This window comes from Pseudomonas sp. B611 (assembly GCF_055407965.1).
Genome location: NZ_JBUZST010000001.1, coordinates 561,435 through 586,622, shown reverse-complemented (window position 1 = coordinate 586,622; position 25,188 = coordinate 561,435). Strand labels below are relative to the sequence as shown.

Annotated in this window: 21 protein-coding genes; 7 read left to right on the top strand and 14 right to left on the bottom strand. The window is 62.2% G+C overall.

Features of this window, described 5'->3' with window-relative positions:
* Positions 1-76 precede the first annotated feature (76 nt).
* From ACZRMO_RS02755 to ACZRMO_RS02690, 14 genes are all read right to left on the bottom strand, one after another.
* Complete coding sequence (locus ACZRMO_RS02755) at positions 77-403, bottom strand: hypothetical protein (RefSeq protein ID WP_124526059.1); 327 nt, start codon at positions 401-403, stop codon at positions 77-79.
* Positions 400-1,305, bottom strand: a complete 906-nt coding sequence (locus ACZRMO_RS02750; protein ID WP_463971826.1) for an alpha/beta hydrolase — start codon at positions 1,303-1,305, stop codon at positions 400-402. Before ACZRMO_RS02750 ends, ACZRMO_RS02755 begins: the two co-directional genes overlap by 4 nt.
* A gap of 237 nt (positions 1,306-1,542) precedes the next feature.
* Complete coding sequence (locus tag ACZRMO_RS02745; protein WP_017738326.1) at positions 1,543-2,820, bottom strand: flavohemoglobin expression-modulating QEGLA motif protein; 1,278 nt, start codon at positions 2,818-2,820, stop codon at positions 1,543-1,545.
* Positions 2,821-2,863: 43 nt separating this feature from the next.
* Complete coding sequence (locus ACZRMO_RS02740) at positions 2,864-3,580, bottom strand: TetR/AcrR family transcriptional regulator (RefSeq protein ID WP_026136994.1); 717 nt, start codon at positions 3,578-3,580, stop codon at positions 2,864-2,866.
* Positions 3,581-3,732: 152 nt separating this feature from the next.
* Positions 3,733-5,235 (bottom strand): lysine--tRNA ligase, encoded by a 1,503-nt coding sequence (gene lysS, locus ACZRMO_RS02735; protein ID WP_463971825.1) that lies wholly within the window; start codon positions 5,233-5,235, stop codon positions 3,733-3,735.
* Between the two features lie 32 nt (positions 5,236-5,267).
* Positions 5,268-6,363 (bottom strand): peptide chain release factor 2 gene (prfB, locus tag ACZRMO_RS02730; RefSeq protein ID WP_102591687.1). Its coding sequence is split into 2 segments (ribosomal slippage): positions 5,268-6,290 and positions 6,292-6,363, totalling 1,095 coding nucleotides; the frame shifts between segments, so codons are not numbered across the junction.
* Between the two features lie 859 nt (positions 6,364-7,222).
* Positions 7,223-8,224 (bottom strand): diguanylate cyclase, encoded by a 1,002-nt coding sequence (locus ACZRMO_RS02725; RefSeq protein WP_463971824.1) that lies wholly within the window; start codon positions 8,222-8,224, stop codon positions 7,223-7,225.
* Positions 8,225-8,275: 51 nt separating this feature from the next.
* The gene (gene cheB / locus ACZRMO_RS02720; RefSeq protein ID WP_463971823.1) at positions 8,276-9,286 is read right to left on the bottom strand and encodes a chemotaxis-specific protein-glutamate methyltransferase CheB; all 1,011 of its coding nucleotides are present in this window, start codon (positions 9,284-9,286) and stop codon (positions 8,276-8,278) included.
* Positions 9,283-11,571, bottom strand: coding sequence for a response regulator (locus tag ACZRMO_RS02715; RefSeq protein WP_463971822.1), 2,289 nt, complete (start codon positions 11,569-11,571; stop codon positions 9,283-9,285). The genes cheB and ACZRMO_RS02715 overlap by 4 nt, the downstream gene beginning before the upstream one ends.
* Positions 11,568-12,269: a chemotaxis protein CheW gene (locus ACZRMO_RS02710; RefSeq protein ID WP_463971821.1), complete on the bottom strand. Its 702-nt coding sequence runs from the start codon at positions 12,267-12,269 to the stop codon at positions 11,568-11,570. Before ACZRMO_RS02710 ends, ACZRMO_RS02715 begins: the two co-directional genes overlap by 4 nt.
* Entirely contained in the window at positions 12,266-13,525 is a 1,260-nt protein-coding gene (locus ACZRMO_RS02705) for a CheR family methyltransferase (protein ID WP_463971820.1), read from the bottom strand. Before ACZRMO_RS02705 ends, ACZRMO_RS02710 begins: the two co-directional genes overlap by 4 nt.
* The gene (locus ACZRMO_RS02700; protein ID WP_463971819.1) at positions 13,522-14,034 is read right to left on the bottom strand and encodes a chemotaxis protein CheW; all 513 of its coding nucleotides are present in this window, start codon (positions 14,032-14,034) and stop codon (positions 13,522-13,524) included. The genes ACZRMO_RS02705 and ACZRMO_RS02700 overlap by 4 nt, the downstream gene beginning before the upstream one ends.
* Positions 14,034-15,656 (bottom strand): methyl-accepting chemotaxis protein, encoded by a 1,623-nt coding sequence (locus ACZRMO_RS02695; RefSeq protein WP_463971818.1) that lies wholly within the window; start codon positions 15,654-15,656, stop codon positions 14,034-14,036. Before ACZRMO_RS02695 ends, ACZRMO_RS02700 begins: the two co-directional genes overlap by 1 nt.
* Before the next feature lie 317 nt (positions 15,657-15,973).
* Complete coding sequence (locus tag ACZRMO_RS02690; protein ID WP_463971817.1) at positions 15,974-16,681, bottom strand: tellurite resistance TerB family protein; 708 nt, start codon at positions 16,679-16,681, stop codon at positions 15,974-15,976.
* Positions 16,682-16,849: 168 nt separating this feature from the next.
* Between ACZRMO_RS02690 and ACZRMO_RS02685 the strand changes: the two genes are divergently transcribed.
* The 7 genes from ACZRMO_RS02685 (at position 16,850) to ACZRMO_RS02655 (ending at position 25,084) form a co-directional block, all read left to right on the top strand.
* Positions 16,850-17,761 (top strand): LysR family transcriptional regulator, encoded by a 912-nt coding sequence (locus tag ACZRMO_RS02685; protein ID WP_012722545.1) that lies wholly within the window; start codon positions 16,850-16,852, stop codon positions 17,759-17,761.
* Positions 17,762-17,893: 132 nt separating this feature from the next.
* Complete coding sequence (locus ACZRMO_RS02680) at positions 17,894-19,351, top strand: gamma-aminobutyraldehyde dehydrogenase (RefSeq protein WP_463971816.1); 1,458 nt, start codon at positions 17,894-17,896, stop codon at positions 19,349-19,351.
* A 74-nt stretch (positions 19,352-19,425) separates the two neighbouring features.
* Entirely contained in the window at positions 19,426-20,577 is a 1,152-nt protein-coding gene (ydcS, locus tag ACZRMO_RS02675; RefSeq protein WP_463971815.1) for a putative ABC transporter substrate-binding protein YdcS, read from the top strand.
* A 150-nt stretch (positions 20,578-20,727) separates the two neighbouring features.
* Positions 20,728-21,762, top strand: a complete 1,035-nt coding sequence (locus ACZRMO_RS02670) for an ABC transporter ATP-binding protein (protein WP_463971814.1) — start codon at positions 20,728-20,730, stop codon at positions 21,760-21,762.
* 1 nt (position 21,763) lies between these two features.
* Entirely contained in the window at positions 21,764-22,693 is a 930-nt protein-coding gene (locus ACZRMO_RS02665; RefSeq protein WP_207039851.1) for an ABC transporter permease, read from the top strand.
* A complete protein-coding gene (locus tag ACZRMO_RS02660) occupies positions 22,683-23,492 on the top strand; it encodes an ABC transporter permease (RefSeq protein WP_463971813.1) in 810 nt (269 codons plus the stop codon). The genes ACZRMO_RS02665 and ACZRMO_RS02660 overlap by 11 nt, the downstream gene beginning before the upstream one ends.
* Before the next feature lie 167 nt (positions 23,493-23,659).
* Entirely contained in the window at positions 23,660-25,084 is a 1,425-nt protein-coding gene (locus ACZRMO_RS02655; protein ID WP_463971812.1) for a gamma-aminobutyraldehyde dehydrogenase, read from the top strand.
* The last annotated feature ends 104 nt before the right edge of the window (positions 25,085-25,188 follow it).

Here is a 25,188-nt window from a genome sequence, read left to right as displayed (position 1 = left end):
GAGGTAGGTTGTGTCTCAACTTTGCCGACACGCCCATCAGTGGTCCCGTGAGAAATATGGTTCCGCGTATGGCAGATTATTGCTGTAGCTGCGGCGTTTCCTGCCCCATGCAGCGCACGGCCTGTTTCTTGTTGTTCACCAGCACGCCACTGAGGCCTTTCTGGTCGGTATCAAACATCACCAGCACGCCATCAACGCACTGCGCCACTTGCGCGGCCGGCGTCAGGGAAATCTTGTAATCCTCGCCGGGCACGGTCTTGAGCATGGTGAAGTCGCTGAGCAGCAGCGCATCTTCGGGCTTGGCGAAGTGCAGGTAGCCGTAGAACCACAGGCAGCCGACGGTGCCGATAATGGTGCCGATGCCAGTGAGGATCAGCGGGATCATGTTGCGTTCTTCGCTCATTGCGGGCTCTCTGATGAATCAACTTTGGGAATGGGATAATTCGGAATCTCGCCCAGGCGGCGCAGGCCGTTGAAGTGCTGGGGGTCATCCAGATAGCGCAGCATCACGGTTTGCCAGGTCTTGTCGGCAAAAGTCTGCACATGGCCGCCACGGGTCAATTGCAGCACTCTCGGCGGTGGCGCAGCTTGGTACAGGCGGATCACGTTTGCCACCGGCACAATCGGGTCGTCCAGGCTGTGGAACAGCAGTTTTGGCACGCCGGTCAGCTTCGGCATGGCCTGGATTGCACTGTCGGCGTCCGGCACCAGCCAGGACAAGGGCACCTGCAACGGCCATGTTAACCAGGAGGTGCTCAGGGCGAATTGTCCTACATCACGATAACTGGCGGGCACGCCATCCAGGACCAGCGCCTTGAGTTGCGGCTGACGCTCCGGGTGGGCCGCCAGGTAATGCACCGCCAGCGCACCGCCCAGGCTTTGGCCGAGGACGATCAAAGGCTGGTTTTGCGTTTCGGGGGCCTTGTCGAGCCAACTGAACGCGGCGTCGATGTCTTGATAAACCGCCGGCAATGACGGCTTGCCATCGGACAGGCCATAACCGCGATAGTCCAGCAGCAACACCTGATAACCCTGCTCCGGCAACCACCAGCTGCCGCCCAGGTGCCAGGCCAGGTTGCCGCCGTTGCCATGCAGGTGCAGCACCGTGCCCTTGACCGGCACGCCGGGTTTGGCCGGTAGCCACCAGGCGTGGAGTTTTACCCCGTCGGCGGTGGTGAGGGTGATGTCACGGTAGGCCAGGCGGGCCTTTTCCGGGGTGAACGGCAGGCCGGGCTCGGGGTAGAACAGCAGGGAGCTGCAGCCATTCAAGGTCAGTAGCAGGCACAGAATGCCGAGGATTCTCATCCGTTGAAGCCTCCAGACGGCGCAGAGCGCCACGGGCTGCATTCCCACGCGGAGCGTGGGAACGATCATGTTGGACTCATCTCTCAAGAACAAATGAGATCAACTGTGGGAGCTGGCTTGCCTGCGATAGCGGTGTATCAGTCACAACTGTTTCAACTGAAAGACCGCTATCGCAGCGGTGCGGCGACCCGACAAGCCAGCTCCCACATTTTGATCCGGTTTTGTCTGCCAGATCCTTTATAGGATGTTGGAGTAATCCGCCTCGATCCGATCCAGGCTCAAGTGGTTGAGGAAGTTGGAGAAGCACATCCACGCCGCCAGCGCGTTCATGTCGCGGAACTGCTCCGGCAGGTACTTGGGTGGCACCACCAGGCCTTCGTCCACCAGTTGGCGCAGGGTGCGCATGTCTTCCAGGGTGGTCTTGCCGCAGAACAGCAGCGGCACTTGTTCCAACTTGCCTTTGCGCACGGCCAGCTGGATGTAGTTGTAGACCATGATAAAGCCCTTGAGGTAGGACAAATCCTTGGTAAACGGCAGACCCGTCGGCACCGAGCCACGGAATACGCGACTGGCGTTGCCGTAGCTTTCGGCCATTTCAAAACCCTGCTCACGGAAGAACTCGAACACCTGCAGGAAGTCGGCGCCCTCCTCCACCATGTGTATGGCGCGCGTGCGGTTGGTCAGCTTGCGCAGGCGGCTCGGGTAGGAGGCGAAGGTGATGATCTCCATCAGGATCGCCAGGCCTTCCTGGGTCACGGTGGACGACGGCGGACCCTTGGACAGGAAGGTGCAGATCGGCTGGTTCTGCCCGTTGAGGGTGGTGCCGACGTGCACCAGGCCTTCATGCACTTCCAGGGCGCGCACGTCGCGGTCGTTGAACATCGCGTCGGCGCGGATCTTGATGTAGTCGGCGCCCGCCGCCGCGTCGGCGACAATGCCGTCGGACTCGAACACGCGGATGGTTTCCTCGGCCTCGCCAAACACCTTGTTCAGGCGGGTTTGCAGCAGGGCGACGGCGTCCTTGGCGGTGAGGGTCTTGGCCTCGTCCTTCAGGTCGCCACGGCCGTCGATATTGTTCAGGTAGTCGGAGAGCATCAGGCCGAGGTCGGCCAGGGTCGGGTCGCCGGCGTGGAACGCATCGGAGGCGGCGCCGTAGAGTTCCTGGGAGATCAGGCCGAAGTCTTCGGTGCCACGCGCTTCGAGCATGCGCACCACCATGCGGTATTCACGGCACATGCGGCGCATGATCTGCCCCACCGGACTGAACTGGCCGAGGCGACGGGTGATGTCGCGCTCGATGTTCTGGAACTCCAGCTTCACCGCACTGGAGTCGAACGACAGCGGCCGGTTGAGGTAATAGTCGCGGCTGACGGCCGGCATTTCCTTGCCCTTGGCCTTGAGGAAACCCTGGCGAATGCTGTCGTCCCACTTCACGGCGTCGAGGACGCGAATCGGTGTTTGCGCCAGCACAATGCGATCAGACAAGGTGCGTATCGTCTGCTGGTAATCGTCCACCTGGAACTTCCTCTTTAAACGTTATGTGCCCAAGCAGCCTACGTCAGACCGACGCCAACACCAAATGCATGTAGCGCTTGAGGATTTCAAGCATCTCTTCACCGGTCAGGCTGTCTGCGCTGCCGAGCAGGCCCTGATACTCCATCCGACCGATTATAGCCGTCAACACCTTGGCATCCTGCTGCGGCTCGCGCGAGCCCAACACCTGGAAAAACTGCCCGGTGCCCTGCAACAGGATCTGCTGGTGGGAGCGCACCAACTCGGCCAGGCGCGGGTTCAACAGGGCTTCCTGGCGAAACGCCTGCTCGGCCATCAAGTGTTCACGACGGTTGGTCAGTTGGCGCATCACGTAGTCGGCCGTCAGCCGGGCGATGTCATCGGCCAGTTGCGAGCGCGACTGCGGGCTGCCATCACCGTAGGCGACCATCTCCCGCAGCAAGCCTTCGTTGCGCACCCACAGCTTGCCCATGAACGCGGCGCTGCGTTCGACGTATTGGGCGAAGGTATCGGTGAGCAGGTCGTCGATATCCTTGAAATAGTAGGTGGTGGCCGACAGCGGCACACCGGCCTCCGCCGCCACTGCGCGATGGCGAACGCCACGTACGCCATCGCGCACCACGATGCGCATGGCCGCATCGAGAATGTCTTGCCGGCGCTGCTCGCTGCCCCGGCGGCTGGCCTTGCGGCCTTGGTACTGGACACTTTCAGCCACGGCAGCAGCAATGCCGGCGGCGCCTTCTTGAGCCATAACGCGGTTCACCACAGATCTTCCTTTGAAAGGTGACGCAGAGCGTCAGGGGAGGCATTCCCACGCGGAGCGTGGGAACGATCCCTTGGCGCTGTTTGCTTGACGCTTATTTATGTCACATAAAAAAGCCGCCTTATAAAAGGCGGCTTCGGATTTCGCTTCGCTTACGCTTGTGGCCGCATGTGCGGGAACAAGATCACGTCGCGGATCGACGGCGAGTCTGTCAACAACATCACCAGGCGGTCGATGCCGATACCTTCACCAGCGGTCGGCGGCATGCCGTATTCCAGGGCGCGGACGAAGTCTGCGTCGTAGTGCATGGCTTCGTCGTCGCCGGCGTCCTTGTCGGCCACCTGGGCCATGAAGCGCTCGGCCTGATCTTCCGCGTCGTTCAACTCGGAGTAGGCGTTGGCGATTTCACGGCCGCCGATGAACAGCTCGAAACGGTCAGTGACGTTCGGGTTGTCATCGTTGCGACGGGCCAGCGGCGACACTTCGAACGGGTACTGGGTAATGAAGTGCGGCTGTTCCAGCTTGTGCTCCACCAGTTCTTCGAAAATCATCACCTGCAGTTTGCCCAGGCCTTCGAAGCCCAGCACCTTGGCCCCGGCTTTCTTGGCGATGGCGCGGGCCTTGTCGATGTCGGTCAGGTCGTCAGCGGTCAGCTCAGGGTTGTACTTGAGGATCGAATCGAACACCGACAGACGCACGAACGGCTCGCCGAAGTGGAACACCTTGTCGCCGTACGGCACGTCGGTGCTGCCCAGGACCAACTGCGCCAACTCGCGGAACAGTTCTTCGGTCAGGTCCATGTTGTCTTCGTAGTCGGCGTAAGCCTGGTAGAACTCCAACATGGTGAATTCTGGGTTGTGACGGGTCGAAACGCCTTCGTTACGGAAGTTGCGGTTGATCTCGAACACTTTTTCGAAGCCACCAACCACCAGGCGCTTGAGGTACAGCTCCGGCGCGATACGCAGGAACATTTCCATGTCCAGGGCGTTGTGGTGGGTTTCGAACGGCTTGGCCGCGGCACCACCGGGGATGGTTTGCAGCATCGGCGTTTCGACTTCAAGGAAGTCACGCGCCATCAGGAAGCTGCGGATGTGCGCGATCACTTGCGAACGCACACGGAAGGTGTGGCGCACGTCTTCGTTGACGATCAGGTCAACGTAGCGCTGGCGGTAGCGTTGTTCTGTGTCAGTCAGACCGTGGTGCTTGTCTGGCAGTGGGCGCAGGGACTTGGTCAACAGGCGCACGTTGGTCATCTCAACGTACAGGTCGCCCTTGCCGGAACGGGCCAGGGTGCCTTCAGCCGCGATGATGTCGCCCATGTCCCAGGTTTTCACCGCGGCCAGGGTTTCTTCAGACAAGGTTTTACGGTTGACGTAGACCTGGATGCGCCCGGTCATGTCCTGGATCACCATGAACGAGCCACGGTTGAGCATGATGCGACCTGCCACCTTGACCGGGATCGCAGCCTCTGCCAGCTCTTCCTTGGTCTTGTCGGCGTATTGCTTCTGCAACGCATCGCAGTAGTTTTCGCGACGGAAGTCGTTGGGGAAGGCATTGCCCTTGGCGCGCTCGGCAGCAAGCTTTTCCTTGCGCAGGGCGATCAGGGAGTTTTCTTCCTGTTGCAGGGCTTGCGGGTCGAGTTGTTGGTCGCTCATGTCTTTAAATCTTCCATCACAGAATTAGGGTGTTACAGGCCTGATTTCAGGCTCGCTTCCAGATACTCGTCGATGTCGCCGTCGAGCACCTTGTCGCAGTCGCTGCGTTCGATGTTGGTGCGCAGATCCTTGATCCGCGACGCATCGAGCACATAGGAACGGATCTGGTGACCCCAGCCGATGTCCGACTTGGTGTCTTCCAGCGCCTGGGAAGCGGCGTTGCGCTTCTGCATTTCCTGCTCGTACAACTTGGCCCGCAGCATTTTCATGGCGGTGTCTTTGTTGGCGTGCTGGGAACGTTCGTTCTGGCAGCTGACCACGGTGTTGGTCGGTACGTGGGTGATACGTACGGCCGAATCGGTGGTGTTTACGTGCTGACCACCGGCACCGGAGGAGCGGTAGGTGTCGATGCGCAGGTCGGCCGGGTTGATCTCGATCTCGACCTTGTCGTCGATCTCTGGCGAGACGAACACCGCGCAGAACGAGGTGTGACGGCGGTTGCCGGAGTCGAACGGGCTCTTGCGCACCAGACGGTGTACGCCGATCTCGGTCCGCAACCAGCCAAAGGCGTATTCACCCTTGATATGCACGGTCGCGCCCTTGATACCGGCGACTTCACCGGCGGACAGTTCCATGATGGTCGCTTCGAAACCGCGCTTGTCGGCCCAGCGCAGGTACATGCGCAGCAGGATGTTGGCCCAGTCCTGGGCCTCGGTGCCACCGGAACCGGCCTGGATATCCAGGTAGGCGTTGTTCGGGTCCATCTCGTGGCTGAACATGCGGCGGAATTCGAGTTTGGCGAGGTTTTCCTCGAGACGGGCCAGCTCGGCGACGACATCGCCCACTGCGCCTTCGTCGTTTTCTTCGACGGCCATGTCCAGCAGGTCACGGCAATCGGCCAGACCGGTGTTCAGTTCGTCGAGGGTATCGACGATCTGCGCCAGCGCAGCGCGCTCGCGGCCCAGTTCCTGGGCGTATTCAGGTTTGTTCCAGACAGCAGGATCTTCAAGCTCGCGATTGACTTCGGTCAGACGCTCATGCTTTTGATCGTAGTCAAAGATACCCCCGAATAGTTTCGGAGCGCTCGGACAGGTCCTTGATGGTGTTAAGGATCGGGTTGATTTCCATGGCGGGCAGCACTCGTTGGCGAACTTTTGAAAGCCGGCGAGTATAACGGCAAACGGGGGGGAGCGGCAGTCCGCTTGGCGAAAAGGCTGGGGGTTGGTGGTGGTTTGGCTCGTGTACATATCCGTTGCTGCGGTAACGGCGGCTATTGGTTCCGCCCTTACGGCGGCTCACTTTGGAAAAGCCCCAAAGTAAGCAAAGGGCTCTTGCCCCAACACTCGGTGCCTCGCCTAGGCTCGGCATGCCCCAAATCCATGTCGGATTACCCCCCAAATCCATGCCGAATTCCGGCCAGCGTGTTTAACGGGGCGCCTAAGATCAAAATCAAAAGCAAAGCGAGGCGGCCTGGTAGCCGACCTGATCGATGAAGCGTGCGCGTTTCCCTGTGGGAGCTGGCTTGCCTGCGATGGCATCAACTGGGTGTGCCTGATGTACCGAGGTGTCTGCATCGCAGGCAAGCCAGCTCCCACAGGTGCCGGTTCCCACAGTTGAAAAGTGAACACCATGAGAAATACCGGTCGGCTTTAAGGCCGCCGCGCTCTGGCTTTTGATCTGGGGTCGCCCCGTTAAACACGCTGGCCGAACGCAGGCTTGAATCCGTGGGCAACCCGGCAGGACGCCGGGTTAGCCGCCCCGCGCCATGGATGGCGCGTGGCGGCGGCCCACGGATTCAAGCCGGAGTGAGGGCATGCCGAGCCTAGGCGAGGCACCGAGTGTTGGGGCGAAGGCCTTTTGCTTACTTTTGGGCCTTTCCAAAAGTGAGCCGCTGTAAGAGCGGAACCCTAAGCGGCCGTTACCGAAGAAACGGATATGTACACAACACAACACAACACAACACAACAAAACGAAACGAAACCCAGCCCTACTCAATCCCAACTTGATTCCGCCCATTATGCTTGGCGGTGTAAAGCCCCTTATCCGCCGCCAATATCAGCTGCCGACAATCCGTCCCCTGCTGCGGCGTCAACGTAGACAAGCCAATACTGATCGTCAGGCTAGCCCCCTCAGCCGGCGCAATATGCGGAATCTTCAACGCCGCCACCGCCATGCGCAGCTTCTCCGCCACCAACCGCGCCCCACCCGGCGACGTATTCGGCAACACCAGCGCAAACTCCTCACCCCCATAACGCGCCGGCAAATCCGAAGGCCGGCTACTGGCGTCACGGATAGTCGCCGCCACCTTGCGCAGAGCTTCGTCCCCTTCAACGTGACCAAAGCTATCGTTGTAGGTCTTGAAGAAATCCACATCAATCATCAGCAACGACAACTGCGTCTGATCACGCATGGCCCGGCGCCATTCCAGTTCCAGGTATTCGTCGAAGTGACGACGATTGGACAGTCCAGTGAGCCCATCGGAGTTCATCAGCCGTTGCAGCACCAAGTTGGTGTCGAGCAGTTGCTGCTGGCTGACCCGCAGCGCGCGATACGCCGCATCCCGCTGCAACAGCGTCATATAGGAGCGCGAGTGATAGCGAATACGCGCCACCAGTTCGATATTGTCCGGCAGCTTGACCAGGTAATCGTTGGCCCCCGCAGAGAACGCCGCGCTCTTGATCAGCGGGTCCTCCTTGGTGGAGAGCACGATGATCGGGATATTCGCCGTGGCCGGGTGGTTGCGGTATTCGCGCACCAGGGTCAGGCCGTCAAGGCCGGGCATGACCAGGTCTTGCAGGATCACCGTCGGTTTGATGCGGATCGCCTGGGCAATCGCCTGGTGCGGGTCGGCGCAGAAATGGAAGTCGATATTCTCTTCATGGGACAGGCCGCGACGTACGGCTTCGCCGATCATGGCCTGGTCATCGACCAGCAACACCATGGCGGCGTTTTCGTCGGTCTTGATGTCGTCGATCTGTAAATCATTCATGTGCAGTCACCTGAATTACTACCTGCAAGCCAGCACCGCCGGGGGTCTTGATCATTTTGCAAAGACCTCCAGCAATCGGGGCGCAATTCTATCCAATGGGCGAATTTCAACAGCAGCATCAATCGCCGCCGCCGCTTTGGGCATGCCATACACCGCGCAGCTCTGCTGATCCTGGGCGATGGTCAAATATCCTTGTTCACGCATGAGCTTGAGCCCCTGGGCGCCGTCGCGCCCCATGCCGGTCAGCAATACACCGACCGCGTCGCCGTTCCAGTGGCTGGCGACGCTCTCGAAAAACACGTCGATGGACGGCCGGTAAATCTCGTTCACCGGCTCGGCGGTGTAGGCCAGGGTGCCATTTTTCAGCAGCCGGATGTGATGGTTGGTGCCGGCCAGCAACACCACGCCACTTTGCGGCGGTTCGCCTTCGCGGGCCAGGCGCACCGGCAGGCCGGAGGCGCTGCTCAGCCATTCGGCCATGCCGGCGGCAAACACCTGGTCCACATGCTGCACCAGTACGATGGCCGCGGAAAAGTCCCGGGGCAAGCCCTTGAGCAGGATTTCCAGGGCGGCCGGGCCGCCCGCCGACGAACCGATCGCCACCAGGCTCTCGCGTTTGCCGGTCGCGCGTTGGGGCGCTGCCTCGGCACGCACGCGGCTGCCGCGCTGGCCGATCAGCCAGCCGATATTGAGGATCTTGCGCAGCAACGGCGCCGCCGCGTCCTTGGGGTTGCCCACGCCGAGCGCCGGGGTGTCCACCACATCCAGGGCACCGTGGCCCACGGCTTCGAAGACGCGACTGACGTTAGCCTGACGGTCTACGGTAACAATCACGATAGCGCACGGCGTCTCGGCCATGATCTGGCGAGTCGCCTCCACGCCGTCCATCACCGGCATGATCAGGTCCATCAGGATCAGGTCCGGGGTCACTTCAGCGCAACGCTGCACCGCCTCCAAGCCATTGCTCGCCACCCACACCACCTGATGGGCAGGTTCGAAACTCAAGGCACGGCGCAGGGCTTCAACAGCCAGGGGCATGTCATTGACGATCGCAATCCTCATCCCCGTGCCCCTCCGATCAGTTCCATCACCGCGTCGAGCAAGGCATCGTCGTGGAAGCTGGCCTTGGCTAAATAATAGTCGGCGCCGGCATCAAGGCCACGACGTCGGTCTTCTTCGCGATCCTTGTACGACACCACCATCACCGGCAACGATTGCAGGCGACTATCACGACGCAACAGTGTGACCAATTCAATACCGTCCATGCGAGGCATATCAATATCAGTGATCAACAGGTCGAAATCCTCGGAGCGCAAGGCATTCCAACCATCCATGCCATCCACTGCCACCGCGACCTCATAGCCACGATTGAGCAGCAATTTGCGTTGCAGCTCACGCACGGTGAGCGAGTCATCCACCACCAGCACGCGTTTACGCGGCACTTCGGTGGCCTGCTGGCTACGTCGGGCGATCCGCTCCAGGCGGCCGGTGTTGAGCAGCTTGTCCACCGAACGCAGCATGTCTTCGACATCGACGATCAACACCACCGAGCCGTCGTCGAGCAAGGCGCCAGCGGAAATATCCTGGACCTTGCCCAGGCGATCATCCAGTGGCAACACCACCAACGTGCGCTCTCCAATGAAGCGCTCAACGGCAATCCCGTACACGGCGTCGCGCTCGCGGATGACCACCACTTTCAAGGTGTCCGACGGGCTCTGGCCGGCCGGGCGCTGCAATAACTGGCTGGCGGCGACCAGGCCGACATGCCGGCCCTCGTGCCAGAAATGCTGGCGGCCTTCCAGTTGCACGATGTCGTCGGGCGCCAGGTCGCACATGCGTTCGATATGCGCCAGCGGGAATGCATAGGCTTCCTCACCGACTTCCACCACCAGGCTGCGCACCACCGACAAGGTCAGCGGCACTTCCAGGTGGAAACGACTGCCCTGCCCCGCCGTCTGCTCCAGCACCACCGCACCACGCAGTTGGCGCACCATGTGTTGCACTGCATCCAGGCCGACGCCGCGCCCGGACACCTCGGTAACCTTGTCGCGCAGGCTGAAACCCGGCAGGAACAGGAAGGTCAGCAGTTCCTCTTCGCTCAAGCGCAGGGCTGTTTCCAGCGGCGACAAGTGCCGATCGACGATGGTGCCACGCAGGCGTTCCAGGTCCACACCATTGCCGTCATCGCTCAACTCCAGCACCAGCAGACCGGCCTGGTGGGACGCGCGCAGGCGGATCAAACCTTCCGCCGGCTTGCCCGCCAGCAGGCGCTGCTCGGGCATTTCGATGCCGTGATCGACGGCATTGCGCAATAAATGGGTGAGCGGCGCTTCGAGCTTTTCCAGCACGTCGCGGTCGACCTGGGTCTTTTCGCCCTCGATCTCCAGGCGCACCTGCTTGCCCAGGCTGCGGCCCAGGTCGCGGACCATGCGCACTTGCCCGGCCAGTACGTCGGCAAATGGGCGCATGCGACAGGCCAGTGCGGTGTCGTAGAGCACTTGGGCGCGCTGCCCGGCCTGCCAGCCGAACTCGTCCAGCTCGGCGGTTTTTTCCGCCAGCAGGGCCTGAGCTTCGCTGAGCAAGCGGCGGGTATCGGCAAGGGCTTCCTGGGCTTCGAGGTTCAGGTCCAGGGTCTTGAGCTGGCCGTCCAGCGTGTCCAGGGCGCGTGCGCTCTGGCTTTGGATGCGCTTGAGGCGTTGCATGCTGGACAGGTAAGGCTTGAGCCGCTGGGTTTCCACCAGGGACTTGCTGGACAGATCCAGCAGGCTGTTCAAGCGCTCGGCGGTCACGCGCAATACGCGCTCGCCGCCTTCGGTCATGCGTCGGTTCTGGCGCGGCGGCTCAGCGGTGACGGGCGGCGCAGGCTCGGGCTCCAGCGGCAGCTCTTCAACAAGCGGCGCAGGTGCGGGCTCGGGCGCTGGTGGCACTGGCGGCGACACGGCGTTGACCGGCGCCTGGGACGGATCGAGCAAGCGCTCCATCAACGCCACATAGGCTTCGATATCCGCCGGGCCCACGGTGTTGCCCGGCGTGGCGATGCGCATCAGCAGGTCAGTGCCTTGCAGCAACGCATCGATATGTTCGGGTTGCAGGTACAGCCGGCTTTCCTGGGCGCTGACCAGGCAATCCTCCATCACGTGGGACACGCTGACCCCAGCGTCCACCCCGACAATCCGCGCCGCACCCTTAAGCGAGTGGGCCGCGCGCATGCAAGCTTCAAGCTGGTCAGCCTGGGTCGGGTTGCGTTCCAGGGCCAGCAGACCGGCGCTGAGCACCTGGGTCTGGGCGTCGGCTTCCAGGCTGAACAGTTCCAGCAGCGAGGCGTCGCGCATCTGGTCGGGGGTCATGTGAGGCTCCGGGTCACGGCTGACAACAATTGCGCCTCGTCCAGCCATCGCAGGCTGCGGCCTTTCCACTGCAACACGCCTTGGGTAAAGCGCGCGCTGGCCTGGGTGCCAGAGGCCGACGCGGCCTTCAAGGTGCGCTCGTCGATGGCATGGATGCCATCCACTTCATCCACCGGCACCACCACCGGGCCATCCTGCGCAGCGATGATCAGCATGCGCGGCATGATCCGCCCGCCGCTGGCGCCATTGCTGGTGGTGTCCAGACCGAGCAGCTCCACCAGCGACAGGCACGCCACCAGCGCGCCGCGCACATTCGCCACGCCAAGCAAGGCACGGGAGCGTTGGTGCGGCAGGGAATGGATCGGTTGCAACGGCGCCACTTCCACCAGGCAACGGGTGGCGATGCCCAGCCATTCCTCGCCGAGACGGAACATCAGCAATGACCGCGTGACCACGTCTTCGCCGATTTCCACGGCGGCATGCGGGCGATGGTCGTCCTGCTGCAACGCGTAGCGATCCAGCAGCCGGGTGGCGGCGGCGGAGTACACCGCGCAATTGCGGCAATGGATATGGTCCGCCAGCAAAGGGCAGGACTTGTCGCCATGGATGCCGATGCGGTTCCAGCAGTCGTCGATGGCTTGGGTATCGGCCAGGGTCAGGTCCAGGCCAGTGGTGTCAAGCGCGTGTGGGCTACTCATCGTTTGGACTCACTGTCAGCTCGCTCACTACGCGCGGCACGCGCCTGCAAACGGCGCGCCCCCGCACTGTCGCCCTGGGATTCAAGCAACGCGGCCAGGTGCATCAAGGCCTGCGGGTGCTGGGGTTCCAGGTACAAGGCTTTGCGGTAAAACCCCTGGGCTTCCAGGGCACTGCCCGCCACGTCGCTGAGCAGCCCCAGCCAGTAAAACACTTGGGCGGCCGGCGGATGGTTGCTCAAATAGCGTTCACACGCGGCACGGGCCTCGGCACTTTTGCCTTCGTTGGCCAGGGTGGCGATCTGGCTGAGCAAATCCGCCGCGTCGGACGGTGGCGCCTTGATCGGCACCACCTGGGCACTGAACGTGCTGAACGGGCGCGGCTTGACCGGCAACGCCGTCGCACTGCGCGGGGGCGGCGGTGCGGGAATCGGCACAAACACCGGCTCCGGCTTGACCGGCTCGACATGCCGGCTGAACGCAAACGACTGCGGCACGCCAATCGACTTCATGCCGTGGCGCCCCAAAAGGCTGCCCTCGGCCGGGCCGATAAACAGCACGCCGTCCTCGTGGGTCAGGCCCTTGAGCACATCAAACACTTGCTTCTGGGTCGGCTGATCGAAATAGATCAGCAGGTTGCGGCAGAACACAAAGTCATAGCTCGCCTCGTTCGCCAGCAGCGTCGGGTCGAGCAGGTTGCCGACTTGCAGGCGCACTTGCTCACGCACACGCTCGCTGATGTGGAAGCCGTCGGCGGACTCGCTGAAATGGCGGTCGCGAAACTCGATATCCGCACCGCGAAACGAGTTCTTGCCATACACCCCGCGACGCGCACGCTCCACCGACAGCGGGCTGACATCCAGGCCCAGCACCTTGAACTGGTGCGGCGCCAGGCCGGCATCGAGCAAGGCCATGGCAATCGAATAGGGTTCTTCGCCGGTAGAACACGGCAGGCTGAGGATGCGCAGCGCGCGCATCTGCTTGATCTCAGCCAGGCGTGCCTTGGCCAGGCGGGCCAGCGTGGCAAAGGATTCGGGATAACGGAAAAACCAGGTCTCGGGGACGATCACTGCTTCGATCAGCGCCTGTTGCTCGTCATGGGAGCGTTGCAGTTGCTGCCAGTAATCATCGGCCGTCTGCGCGTGCACGGCCTGGCTGCGCTGGCGCACGGCGCGCTCGATGATTGCCTCGCCGACGGAGGCGACGTCGAGGCCGATGCGCTCCTTGAGGAAGTTGAAGACACGCGGGTCGCTGCTCATACGCTCAACTCGGCCGAGAACAGCAAGGCGCGCACGTCGTCAGTGAGCAGTTCACTCACACCGATCCATTGCATCAGGCCCAGTGCGTCTTCACGCACCGGCCCCAGGTAGGGCGCCTGGCGGTTGTCCAGGCCGTAGGGCTGGAACTCCGCGGGGTCACAACGCAGGGTGTCAGTGGCCTGTTCGAGGACCAGCCCCAGCCAGCGCGATTCAACCTCGGCGCTTGGTTGGTAATTGACCAGCACCAGCCGCGTGCTGGTGCGCGCCTGGGCCGGGGCGCCAAAGGTCAGCGCGCTGAGGTCGATCACCGGCACCAGCGCGCCGCGATGGGCAAAGATCCCGGCGACCCACGCCGGCGCATGAGCGATGGGTTTGAGCGGCAGGCGCGGCAACACCTCGGCCACTTCCGTGGCCTTGAGGGCGTAGCGTTCGCTGCCGATATGGAACACCAGGAACAACGCCTTTTTCGCTGCCGGGACGGCGCCGCGTTTAGCCGCGAGGTCGCTCATCAGACTTTGAAACGCGACACGCCGCTGCGCAGACCGACCGCAACCTGGCTCAGCTCATCAATCGCAAAACTGGCCTGGCGCAGGGACTCGACGGTCTGGCTGCTGGCATCGCCCAACTGCACCAAGGCATGGTTGATCTGCTCGGCGCCGGTGGCCTGGGCCTGCATGCCTTCGTTGACCATCAACACCCGCGGCGCCAGGGCCTGTACCTGGTGAATGATCTGCGACAACTGCTCGCCGACCTGCTGCACTTCAAACATGCCACGGCGCACTTCTTCAGAGAACTTGTCCATGCCCATCACGCCCGCCGATACCGCCGACTGGATCTCACGGACCATCTGCTCGATGTCGTAGGTGGCCACGGCGGTCTGGTCGGCCAGGCGGCGCACTTCGGTGGCGACCACGGCAAAACCGCGCCCGTATTCACCGGCCTTCTCGGCCTCGATGGCGGCGTTGAGCGACAACAGGTTGGTCTGGTCGGCGACCTTGACGATGGTCACCACCACCTGGTTGATGTTGCCGGCTTTCTCATTGAGGATCGCCAGCTTGGCGTTCACCAGGTCGGCGGCGCCCATCACCGAGTGCATGGTTTCTTCCATGCGCGCCAGGCCTTGCTGGCCGGAGCCGGCCGCTACCGACGCCTGGTCGGCGGCGGTGGAGACTTCGGTCATGGTGCGGACCAAATCCTTGGAAGTGGCGGCGATCTCGCGCGATGTAGCGCCGATCTCGGTGGTGGTGGCCGCTGTTTCAGTGGCGGTGGCCTGTTGCTGCTTGGAGGTGGCGGCAATCTCGGTGACCGAGGTGGTCACCTGCACCGACGAGCGCTGGGCCTGGGATACCAGGGCTGTGAGCTCGGTCATCATGTCGTTGAAGCCGGTCTCGACCGCGTTGAATTCGTCCTTGCGCTCCAGGTTCAAGCGCTTGCTCAGGTCGCCGTCGCGCATGGTGCCGAGGATTTCGACGATGCGCTGCATCGGCGCCATGATCGCGCGCATCAGCAGCAGGCCGCACAGGCCAGCGGCCAGGATGGCCACGGCGAGGGACAGGAACATGCTCAGTTTGGCGGCAGAGACGGCATCGTCGATGGCGTTGGTCGCACGATCGGCGACGTTCTTGTTTTCGGTGATGATGTCATTGAGCTTCATGCGGCCTGCGGTCCAGGTCGGCGTGAGCTGGGTGTCGAACTCCTTGCGCGCGGCCACAAGGTCACCGCGTTGCAGGCTGTCGAGCACGCTGGACAGGCTTTTGTTGTAGACCTGGTGCAGGGCTTCGAATCGTTCGAACTCGGAACGGTCATCGCTGCCGGCGATGGTTTGTTCATAGTTGCTCATCTGCTGCTGGATGCGCACTTCGAAGGATTTGAATTCGGCCTTGTCGGCGTCGCTGAGTTTCTTGTCTTCGCGCAGGCCCAGCAATTCAAGGGTTTGCAGGTAGCTGTCAACCCAGGCGCTGCGGATCATCGAACTGAGATAAACCCCTGGCACCGCGTCGTCGCGCACCGCGACTTCGCTGGCTTCGATCTTCAACAACCGTGAATAAGAGACCACAACCATTAACAGCATGATGGCAATAATGACCGCAAAACTTGCCAAGATCCGTTGGCGCAGGGTCCAGTTCTTCACAGTAATTCCTCGCAGGGCCATTTAAATGGAGGGGAGTATAGCTGAGCAGAAGCCCTCATTAATCAACGGGTTTTGATGGAATGCTCACATAATCCAAAAACAACCCGGGCACCCCACAAAGGCGGGAGCCGCCCTCCTCCGGAACAAAGCCTGGCTCGGTAAAAAACTGTGGGAGGGCTTTTGTGGCGAGCAAGCTTGCTTGCGCTGGGGTGCGAAGCGCCCCCAAAAAGCCGGCTCCAGCTTCGCTGTCGAGCGGGAGCAAGCTCCCTCGCCACAGCAAGCCCGCTCCCACATGTTGATCCCTGTTGTGTCAGTGATTACGAGTTCAGGCGCACCTGTTTTTCCAGCTCGGCCTTCAGGCCCGGCTCAAGCTTGAGTTGGCGGGCCAGCTCATCGAGGTAGGCCTTTTCCATAAAGTTTTCCTCGTCCACCAGCATCACGCTGGCGATGTACATCTCGGCGGCCATTTCCGGAGTGCCTGCCGCGCGGGCCACATCGCCCGGGTCCAGGGGTTTGTTGAGTTCGGCGTGCAGCCAGCTTTGCAGCTCGCGGTCGTTGTCCAGCTTGGTGAATTCGCCTTCGATCAACGTGCGCTCGCGCTCGTCGACATGGCCGTCAGCCTTGGCGGCGGCGACCAGCGCCTTGAGGATGGCCTGGCTGTGTTGCTCGACCTGGGCCGGTGGCAGGCGGTCGATGGTCTGCGGCTCGCCCTTCGGTGCATTGGCCTGTTGCGCCTGCCAGTTTCCATAGGCCTTGTAGGCAATCACGCCCAACGCGGCCAGGCCGCCGTAGGTCAGGGCCTTGCCACCGAACTTGCGCGCCTTTTTATTGCCCAGCAGCAGGCCCATGGCCCCCGCCGCCAGGGCCCCACCGCCCGCGCCACCGAGCAGACTGCCCAGGCCGCCGCCGCCCAGCAAGCCGCCCAAGGCGCCTTTATCGTCCTGTTTACGCTGGCCGCCAGCCTTGTTTTGCAACATGTCCTGGCCGGATTTGAGCAGTTGATCGAGCAATCCACGGGTATTCATGCGTAGCCTCCAGACACTTGGGTTCATAGGACCAATAGGCCCCCAGCGTAAAACTAAGTGCCAAAAAGCCCCGATCTAGAGTGCTTCCAGATGTAACGCGACGACCCTTCGCTAAAACCGATATACACTCGAACAAATCTATAAAAACACCCCACTGGTAATTCCAGCATGATGACCTTGCGTCAAATCCGGCACTTTATCGCCGTGGCTGAGACCGGCTCGATCTCGGCCGCCGCGCAGACCGCGTTTATTTCCCAATCGACCCTGACCCTGGCGATCCAGCAACTGGAGCAGGAAATCGGCGTCAACCTGTTCAATCGCCACGCCAAGGGCATGACCCTGACCCACCAGGGTCATCAATTCCTACGCCAGGCCCACCTGATTCTCGCCACCGTCGATAACGCCAAGCGCAGCCTGCAACAAAGCACCGACCAAGTGGCCGGGCAGTTGATCATCGGCGTGACCAGCCTGGTGGCCGGCTATTACCTGGCGGATTTGCTCACCCGCTTCCAGCGCGCCTATCCCAATGTGGAAATCCGTGTGATGGAAGATGAGCGCCCGTACATCGAACATTTGCTGGTCAGCGGCGAAATCGATGTGGGCGTGCTGATCCTCTCCAACCTCGAAGACCGCCACGCCCTGCAAACCGAAGTGCTCACCCACTCCCCGCACCGCCTGTGGCTGCCAGCGCAACATCCGCTGCTGGAGCACGACAGCATCAACCTCGCCGACGTGGCGCGCGAGCCGCTGATCCAGCTGAACGTCGACGAAATGGGCCACAACGCCCAGCGCTTGTGGGCCGGCGCCGGCCTACAGCCACGCGTAACCTTACGCACAGCTTCCACCGAAGCCGTCCGAAGCCTGGTGGCGGCAGGCCTGGGCGTGTCGATCCAGCCAGACATGACCTACCGCCCCTGGTCGCTGGAGGGCGACATTATTGAAGCGCGGCCGATTGCCGACCTCAGCCAGACCCTCGACGTCGGCCTGGCCTGGCGCCGTGGCACCGCGCGGCCGGCGTTGGTCGACCCATTCCTGACGGTCGCCCGCGAACAGCCGCACCCGCGCAAGCCATCTATTTAATCGAATGCTGCATTCAGTATTTAGTATTTGTTGACCTCGCGCCTGACCTCTAGTCTCTGTGCATCCATAAGAGAAAGGTCAGGCCCTCGCAAGAGAACGCCCATGGCCACACAAGAAAAGAGATCGCGAAAAATGTCCGGCGCGCCCACCCCGCTGCTCACTGCGTTGCTGATCGACGGCGAACTGGTCCAGGGCCAGGGTGTTGCCGAGCCAATCCTCAACCCGGCCACCGGTGAAGTCCTCACCCAGATCGCCGAAGCCAGCACCGAGCAAGTCGAAAGCGCGATTCTCGCCGCCCACCGCGCCTTTGCCGGTTGGTCGCGGACCACGCCGCAGCAACGCTCGAACATCTTGCTCGGCATCGCTGACGCCATCGAAAAACAAGCCGATTACCTGGCCCGCCTGGAATCCCTGAACTGCGGCAAGCCGTTGCACCTGGCGCGCCAGGATGACTTGAGCGCCACCGTCGATGTGTTCCGTTTCTTCGCCGGTGCGGTGCGTTGCCAGACCGGCCAGCTCAGCGGCGAATACCTGCCGGGCTACACCAGCATGGTGCGCCGCGATCCTATCGGCGTCGTTGCTTCGATTGCGCCGTGGAACTACCCGCTGATGATGGCCGCGTGGAAAATCGCCCCGGCCCTGGCCGCCGGCAATACCCTGGTGTTCAAGCCCTCGGAACACACGCCGCTGTCGATCCTGGCCCTGGCGCCGGCCCTCAGCCAACTGCTGCCGCGTGGGGTGATCAACATTTTGTGTGGCGGTGGCGAAGGCGTCGGCAGCCATTTGGTCAGCCACGCAAAAGTGCGCATGGTCTCGCTGACCGGCGATATCGTCACCGGGCAGAAAATCCTGCAAGCCGCGTCGAAAACCCTGAAACGCACGCACCTGGAACTCGGCGGCAAAGCCCCGGTGATCGTATGCAACGACGCCGACCTGCAAGCCGTGGTCGAGGGCGTGCGCGCCTATGGCTACTACAACGCCGGCCAGGATTGCACCGCCGCCTGCCGCATCTACGCCCAGGCCGGGATTCACGACAAATTGGTCGCCGAGCTGGGTGCCGCGGTCAGCAGCCTGCGCTTTGCCGGCAAACGCGACGCCGACAACGAGCTCGGCCCGCTGATCAGCACGCGCCAGCGCGACCGCGTGGCCAGCTTTGTCGAACGCGCCCTTGGCCAACCGCATATCGAACGCGTGACCGGCGCCGCCGTGCATTCCGGCGCAGGCTTCTATTACCAGCCGACCCTGCTGGCCGGCTGTAAACAAAATGATGAAATCGTCCAACGCGAAGTGTTCGGCCCGGTGGTCACCGTGACCCGCTTCGACGAACTGGAACAAGCGGTGGACTGGGCCAACGACTCCGAATACGGCCTGGCTTCCTCGGTGTGGACCCAGAACCTGGACAAGGCCATGCAGGTCGCCGCCCGCCTGCAATACGGCTGCACCTGGATCAACAGCCACTTCATGCTGGTCAGCGAAATGCCCCACGGCGGCTTGAAGCGCTCGGGGTATGGCAAAGATCTGTCCAGCGATTCGCTACAGGACTACAGCGTGGTGCGCCACATCATGGCGCGCCACGGCCAGCATCTCTAAAACAACAACTAAGCTCATGCGTCACCGGTTTGCGAAAAACTGCCCCGACCATAATTAAAGAAGAGGGAACCCCCATGTCCGCGCACAAGACCGCACTGCTCAGTGCCCTGGCCACCGCGCTGCTGGCCAGCGCCAGCCTGCAGGCCGCCGAACCGCTCAAGGCCGTTGGCGCTGGTGAAGGCCAGCTGGATATCGTCGCCTGGCCCGGCTATATCGAACGTGGCGAAAGCGACAAGGCCTACGACTGGGTCAGCGGTTTCGAGAAGGAAACCGGTTGCAAGGTCAATGTGAAAACCGCCGCCACCTCGGACGAAATGGTCAGCCTGATGGCCAAGGGCGGCTATGACCTGGTCACCGCCTCGGGCGACGCTTCGCTGCGTTTGATCGGTGGCAAGCGCGTGCAGCCGATCAACACGGCGTTGATCCCGAACTGGAAGAATATCGACCCGCGCCTCAAGGATGCGCCGTGGTACGTGGTCGGCCAACAAACCTACGGCACCCCGTACCAGTGGGGCCCGAACGTGTTGATGTACAACACCGATGTGTTCAAGACCGCGCCCACCAGTTGGAACGTGCTGTTCGCCCCGCAGAACCTGCCGGACGGCAAGCCGAACAAGGGCCGCGTGCAGGCGTATGACGGCCCGATCTACATCGCCGACGCGGCGCTGTACCTCAAGTCGACCCAGCCGGAACTGGGCATCCAGAACCCCTATGAGCTGACCGAAACCCAGTACAAGGCCGTGCTCGACCTGTTGCGCGCCCAGCAACCGTTGATCCACCGCTACTGGCACGACACCACCGTGCAAATGAGTGACTTCAAGAACGAAGGCGTGGTGGCCTCCAGCGCGTGGCCGTACCAGGTCAACGGCCTGGTCAACGAGAAGCAGCCGATTGCGTCGACCATCCCCAAGGAAGGCGCCACCGGCTGGGCCGACACCACCATGTTGCACAGCGAAGCCAAGCACCCGAACTGCGCCTACAAGTGGATGGACTGGTCGCTGCAACCGAAGGTGCAAGGCGATGTGGCGGCCTGGTTCGGCTCGCTGCCGGCGGTGCCTGCAGCCTGTAAGGAAAGCGAACTGCTCGGCGCCGAAGGCTGCAAGACCAATGGCTTCGACCAGTTCGACAAGATCGCCTTCTGGAAAACCCCGCAGGCTGAGGGCGGCAAGTTCGTGCCGTATAGCCGCTGGACCCAGGATTACATTGCGATCATGGGCGGCCGCTAAGCCTGATCGTTCCCACGCTCTGCGTGGGAATGCAGCCCAGGACGCTTTGCGTCCGCCTTTAACACCGTGACGCAGAGCGTCACAGGAGGCATTCCCACGCAGAGCGTGGGAACGATCACCTCTGCCTGAGACTTTTCGGAGCACCGCACCATGACGCTTGCAGTCCAATTCACCCACGTTTCCCGTCAGTTCGGCGAAGTGAAGGCCGTTGACCGGGTTTCCATCGATATCCAGGACGGCGAGTTCTTTTCCATGCTCGGCCCTTCCGGCTCGGGCAAGACCACGTGCCTGCGCCTGATCGCCGGTTTCGAGCAACCGAGCGCAGGCTCCATCCGGATTCATGGCGAGGAAGCCGCGGGCTTGCCGCCGTATCAGCGCGACGTGAACACCGTGTTCCAGGATTACGCGCTGTTCCCCCATATGAATGTGCGCGACAACGTGGCCTATGGCCTCAAGGTCAAGGGCGTCGGCAAGGTCGAGCGCCTCAACCGTGCCGAGGAAGCCCTGGGGATGGTCGCCCTCGGCGGTTACGGCGAGCGCAAGCCGGTGCAACTGTCCGGCGGCCAGCGCCAGCGTGTGGCCCTGGCCCGCGCCCTGGTCAATCGCCCGCGCGTGTTGCTGTTGGATGAGCCGCTGGGCGCCCTCGACCTCAAGCTGCGCGAGCAGATGCAAAGCGAGCTGAAAAAGCTGCAACGCCAGCTCGGCATCACCTTTATCTTCGTGACCCACGACCAGACCGAAGCGCTGTCGATGTCTGACCGGGTGGCGGTGTTCAACAAAGGCCGCATCGAACAGGTCGATACCCCACGCAACCTGTACATGAAGCCGGCCACCACCTTTGTCGCCGAGTTCGTCGGCACCTCCAATGTGCTGCGCGGCGAGCTGGCCCAGCGTATCAGTGGCAGCGCCCAGCCGTTTTCGATCCGCCCGGAACACGTACGTTTTGCCGAAGGCCCGCTGGCTGCCGGCGAAGTGGAAGTCAGCGGCCTGCTGCACGACATCCAATACCAGGGCAGCGCCACGCGCTATGAACTGAAACTGGAAAACGGCCAGGCCTTGAACATCAGCCAGGCCAACAACCAGTGGCTGGACATCAGCAGCGGCCATCAGGTCGGCCAATCGATCACCGCCCGCTGGGCCCGTGAAGCCATGACGCCACTGACCGACATCGCAGGCGAGGTGTGACATGAGCCTGGCCCTTTCCCAACCGCCGATGCGCAGGTTTTCCAACCTGCTGTACCGCAAGCCCAACCTGTACCTGGCGATGTTGTTGATACCGCCATTGATCTGGTTCGGCGCGATCTACCTCGGCTCGCTGCTGACCTTGCTCTGGCAAGGCTTCTACACCTTTGACGACTTCACCATGGCGGTCACGCCGGACCTGACCCTGGCCAACTTCGCCGCGCTGTTCCAGCCGTCGAACTTCGACATCATCCTGCGCACCCTGAGCATGGCGATCGTGGTGTCCATCGCCAGCGCCGTGGTGGCCTTCCCCATCGCCTACTACATGGCGCGCTACACCACGGGCAAGACCAAGGCGTTTTTCTACATCGCGGTGATGATGCCGATGTGGGCCAGCTACATCGTCAAGGCCTACGCCTGGACCCTGCTGCTGGCCAAGGGCGGCGTGGCGCAGTGGTTTGTGCAGCACCTGGGCCTGGAGCCGGTGTTGCAGTTCGTGCTGGGCATTCCCGGCGTGGGCGGCAGCACCTTGAGCACCTCGCACCTGGGGCGGTTCATGGTGTTTGTCTATATCTGGCTGCCGTTCATGATCCTGCCGATCCAGGCCTCGCTGGAGCGTTTGCCGCCGTCGTTGCTGCAAGCCTCGGCCGACCTGGGCGCCAAGCCGCGCCAGACATTTATGCAGGTGATTCTGCCGCTGTCGATTCCGGGGATTGCCGCCGGTTCGATCTTCACCTTCTCGCTGACATTGGGCGACTTCATCGTGCCGCAGCTGGTAGGGCCGCCGGGTTACTTCGTCGGCGGCATGGTCTACGCCCAGCAAGGCGCCATCGGCAATATGCCCATGGCGGCGGCGTTCACCCTGGTGCCGATCGTGCTGATCGCGGTTTACCTGTCCATCGTCAAACGCCTGGGGGCCTTCGATGCACTCTGAAAAATCCAGTTTGGGCCTGAAGATCGCAGCCTGGGGCGGCCTGGTGTTTTTGCACTTCCCGATCCTGATCATCTTCCTGTACGCCTTCAATACCGAAGAAGCCGCGTTCAGCTTTCCACCCCAGGGTTTTACCTTGAAGTGGTTCAGCGTGGCCTTCGCCCGCCCGGATGTGCTGGAAGCGATCAAGCTGTCATTGCAGATCGCGGCCATCGCCACGCTGATTGCCATGGTGCTCGGCACGCTGGCTTCGGCGGCGTTGTATCGTCGCGAGTTCTTCGGCAAGCAGGGCGTGTCGCTGATGTTGATCCTGCCGATTGCGCTGCCGGGGATCATCACCGGTATCGCGTTGCTGGCGACGTTCAAGACCCTGGGCATTGAGCCGGGGATGTTCACCATCATCGTCGGCCACGCGACCTTCTGCGTGGTGATCGTCTACAACAACGTGATCGCCCGTTTGCGCCGCACTTCCCACAGCCTGATCGAAGCCTCGATGGACCTCGGCGCCGACGGCTGGCAGACCTTCCGCTACATCATCATGCCCAACCTCGGCTCGGCACTGCTGGCCGGCGGCATGCTCGCGTTTGCGCTGTCGTTTGACGAAATCATCGTCACCACCTTCACCGCCGGCCACGAGCGCACCTTGCCGCTGTGGCTGCTCAACCAGTTGAGCCGCCCACGGGATGTACCGGTGACCAACGTGGTCGCGATGCTGGTGATGCTGGTGACGATGTTCCCGATTCTCGGTGCCTATTACCTGACGCGCGGCGGTGAAAGCTTGGCGGGGAGTGGCGGTAAATAACTGACTGGAGGAATGCGGTCAACAAATGTGGGAGCGGGCTTGCTCGCGAAAGCGGTGTATCAGAAACAGATGTGCTGACTGACCCACCGCTTTCGCGAGCAAGCCCGCTCCCACAGTTGAACCGGGTTTCTTCAGGGAGATAACAATAGTTTGTGGAGAGCTGAATCATGCAAACCAAATTACTGATCAATGGCCACCTGGTCGCCGGCGAAGGCCCGGCACAAGCCATCTTCAACCCGGCACTCGGCCGTGTGCTGGTAGAAATCAATGAAGCCAGCGAAGCCCAGGTAGACGCCGCCGTGCGCGCCGCCGATGCGGCCTTTGAAGGCTGGTCGCAAACCGCACCGAAGGACCGTTCCCTGCTGCTGCTGAAACTCGCGGACGCCATCGAAGCCCATGGCGAAGAGCTGGCCAAGCTGGAGTCGGACAACTGCGGCAAACCCTACAGCGCCGCGCTGAACGACGAGATCCCGGCGATTGCCGACGTGTTCCGCTTCTTCGCCGGCGCCAGCCGTTGCATGAGCGGGTCGGCCGGTGGTGAGTACTTGCCCGGCCACACTTCGATGATCCGTCGCGACCCGGTCGGCGTGATTGCCTCCATCGCGCCGTGGAACTACCCGCTGATGATGGTCGCGTGGAAAATCGCCCCCGCCCTCGCCGCCGGTAATACGGTGGTGCTCAAGCCGTCGGAACAAACCCCGCTGACCGCGCTGCGCATGGTCGAACTGGCGGCGGACATTTTCCCTGCAGGTGTGCTCAACCTGGTATTCGGCCGTGGGCCAACCGTGGGCAGCCCACTGGTGAACCATCCGAAAGTGCGCATGGTGTCGCTGACCGGCTCCATCGCCACCGGCGCGAACATCATCTCCAGCACCGCCGACAGCGTGAAGCGCATGCACATGGAGCTGGGTGGCAAGGCGCCGGTGATCATCTTCAACGACGCGGATATCGACGCCGCCGTGGAAGGCATTCGTACCTTCGGTTTCTACAACGCCGGCCAGGATTGCACGGCCGCCTGCCGGATCTACGCCCAGGCAGATATCTACGACGCGTTTGTCGAGAAGCTCGGCGCGGCAGTCGCCAGCATCAAGCATGGTTTGCAGGATGACCCGGCCACCGAGCTGGGGCCACTGATCACCGCGCAACACCGCGACCGCGTGGCCGGGTTTGTCGAGCGCGCGGTGGCGCAGTCGCATATCCGCCTGATCACCGGTGGCAAGGCCGTGGAAGGTAATGGTTTCTTCTTTGAACCGACCGTGCTGGCCGACGCACAACAGGACGATGAAATCGTGCGCCGTGAAGTGTTCGGCCCGGTAGTGTCGGTGACCAAGTTCAGCGATGAAGCCCAGGTGCTGGGCTGGGCCAACGATTCGGACTACGGCCTGGCGTCATCCGTGTGGACCGCCGACGTAGGCCGCGCCCACCGTTTGGCCGCGCGGTTGCAGTATGGCTGTACCTGGGTGAACACCCACTTCATGTTGGTCAGCGAAATGCCCCATGGCGGCCAGAAACTGTCGGGGTATGGCAAGGACATGTCCATGTACGGGCTGGAGGACTACACCACTGTGCGGCATGTGATGTTCAAGCACTGACATTTCCCCTGTCGGAACCGGCTTGTTGTGGCGAGGGAGCTTGCTCCCGCTGGGCTGCGCAGCGGCCCCAAAATCTTGGGAGCGCTTCGCACTCCAGCGGGAGC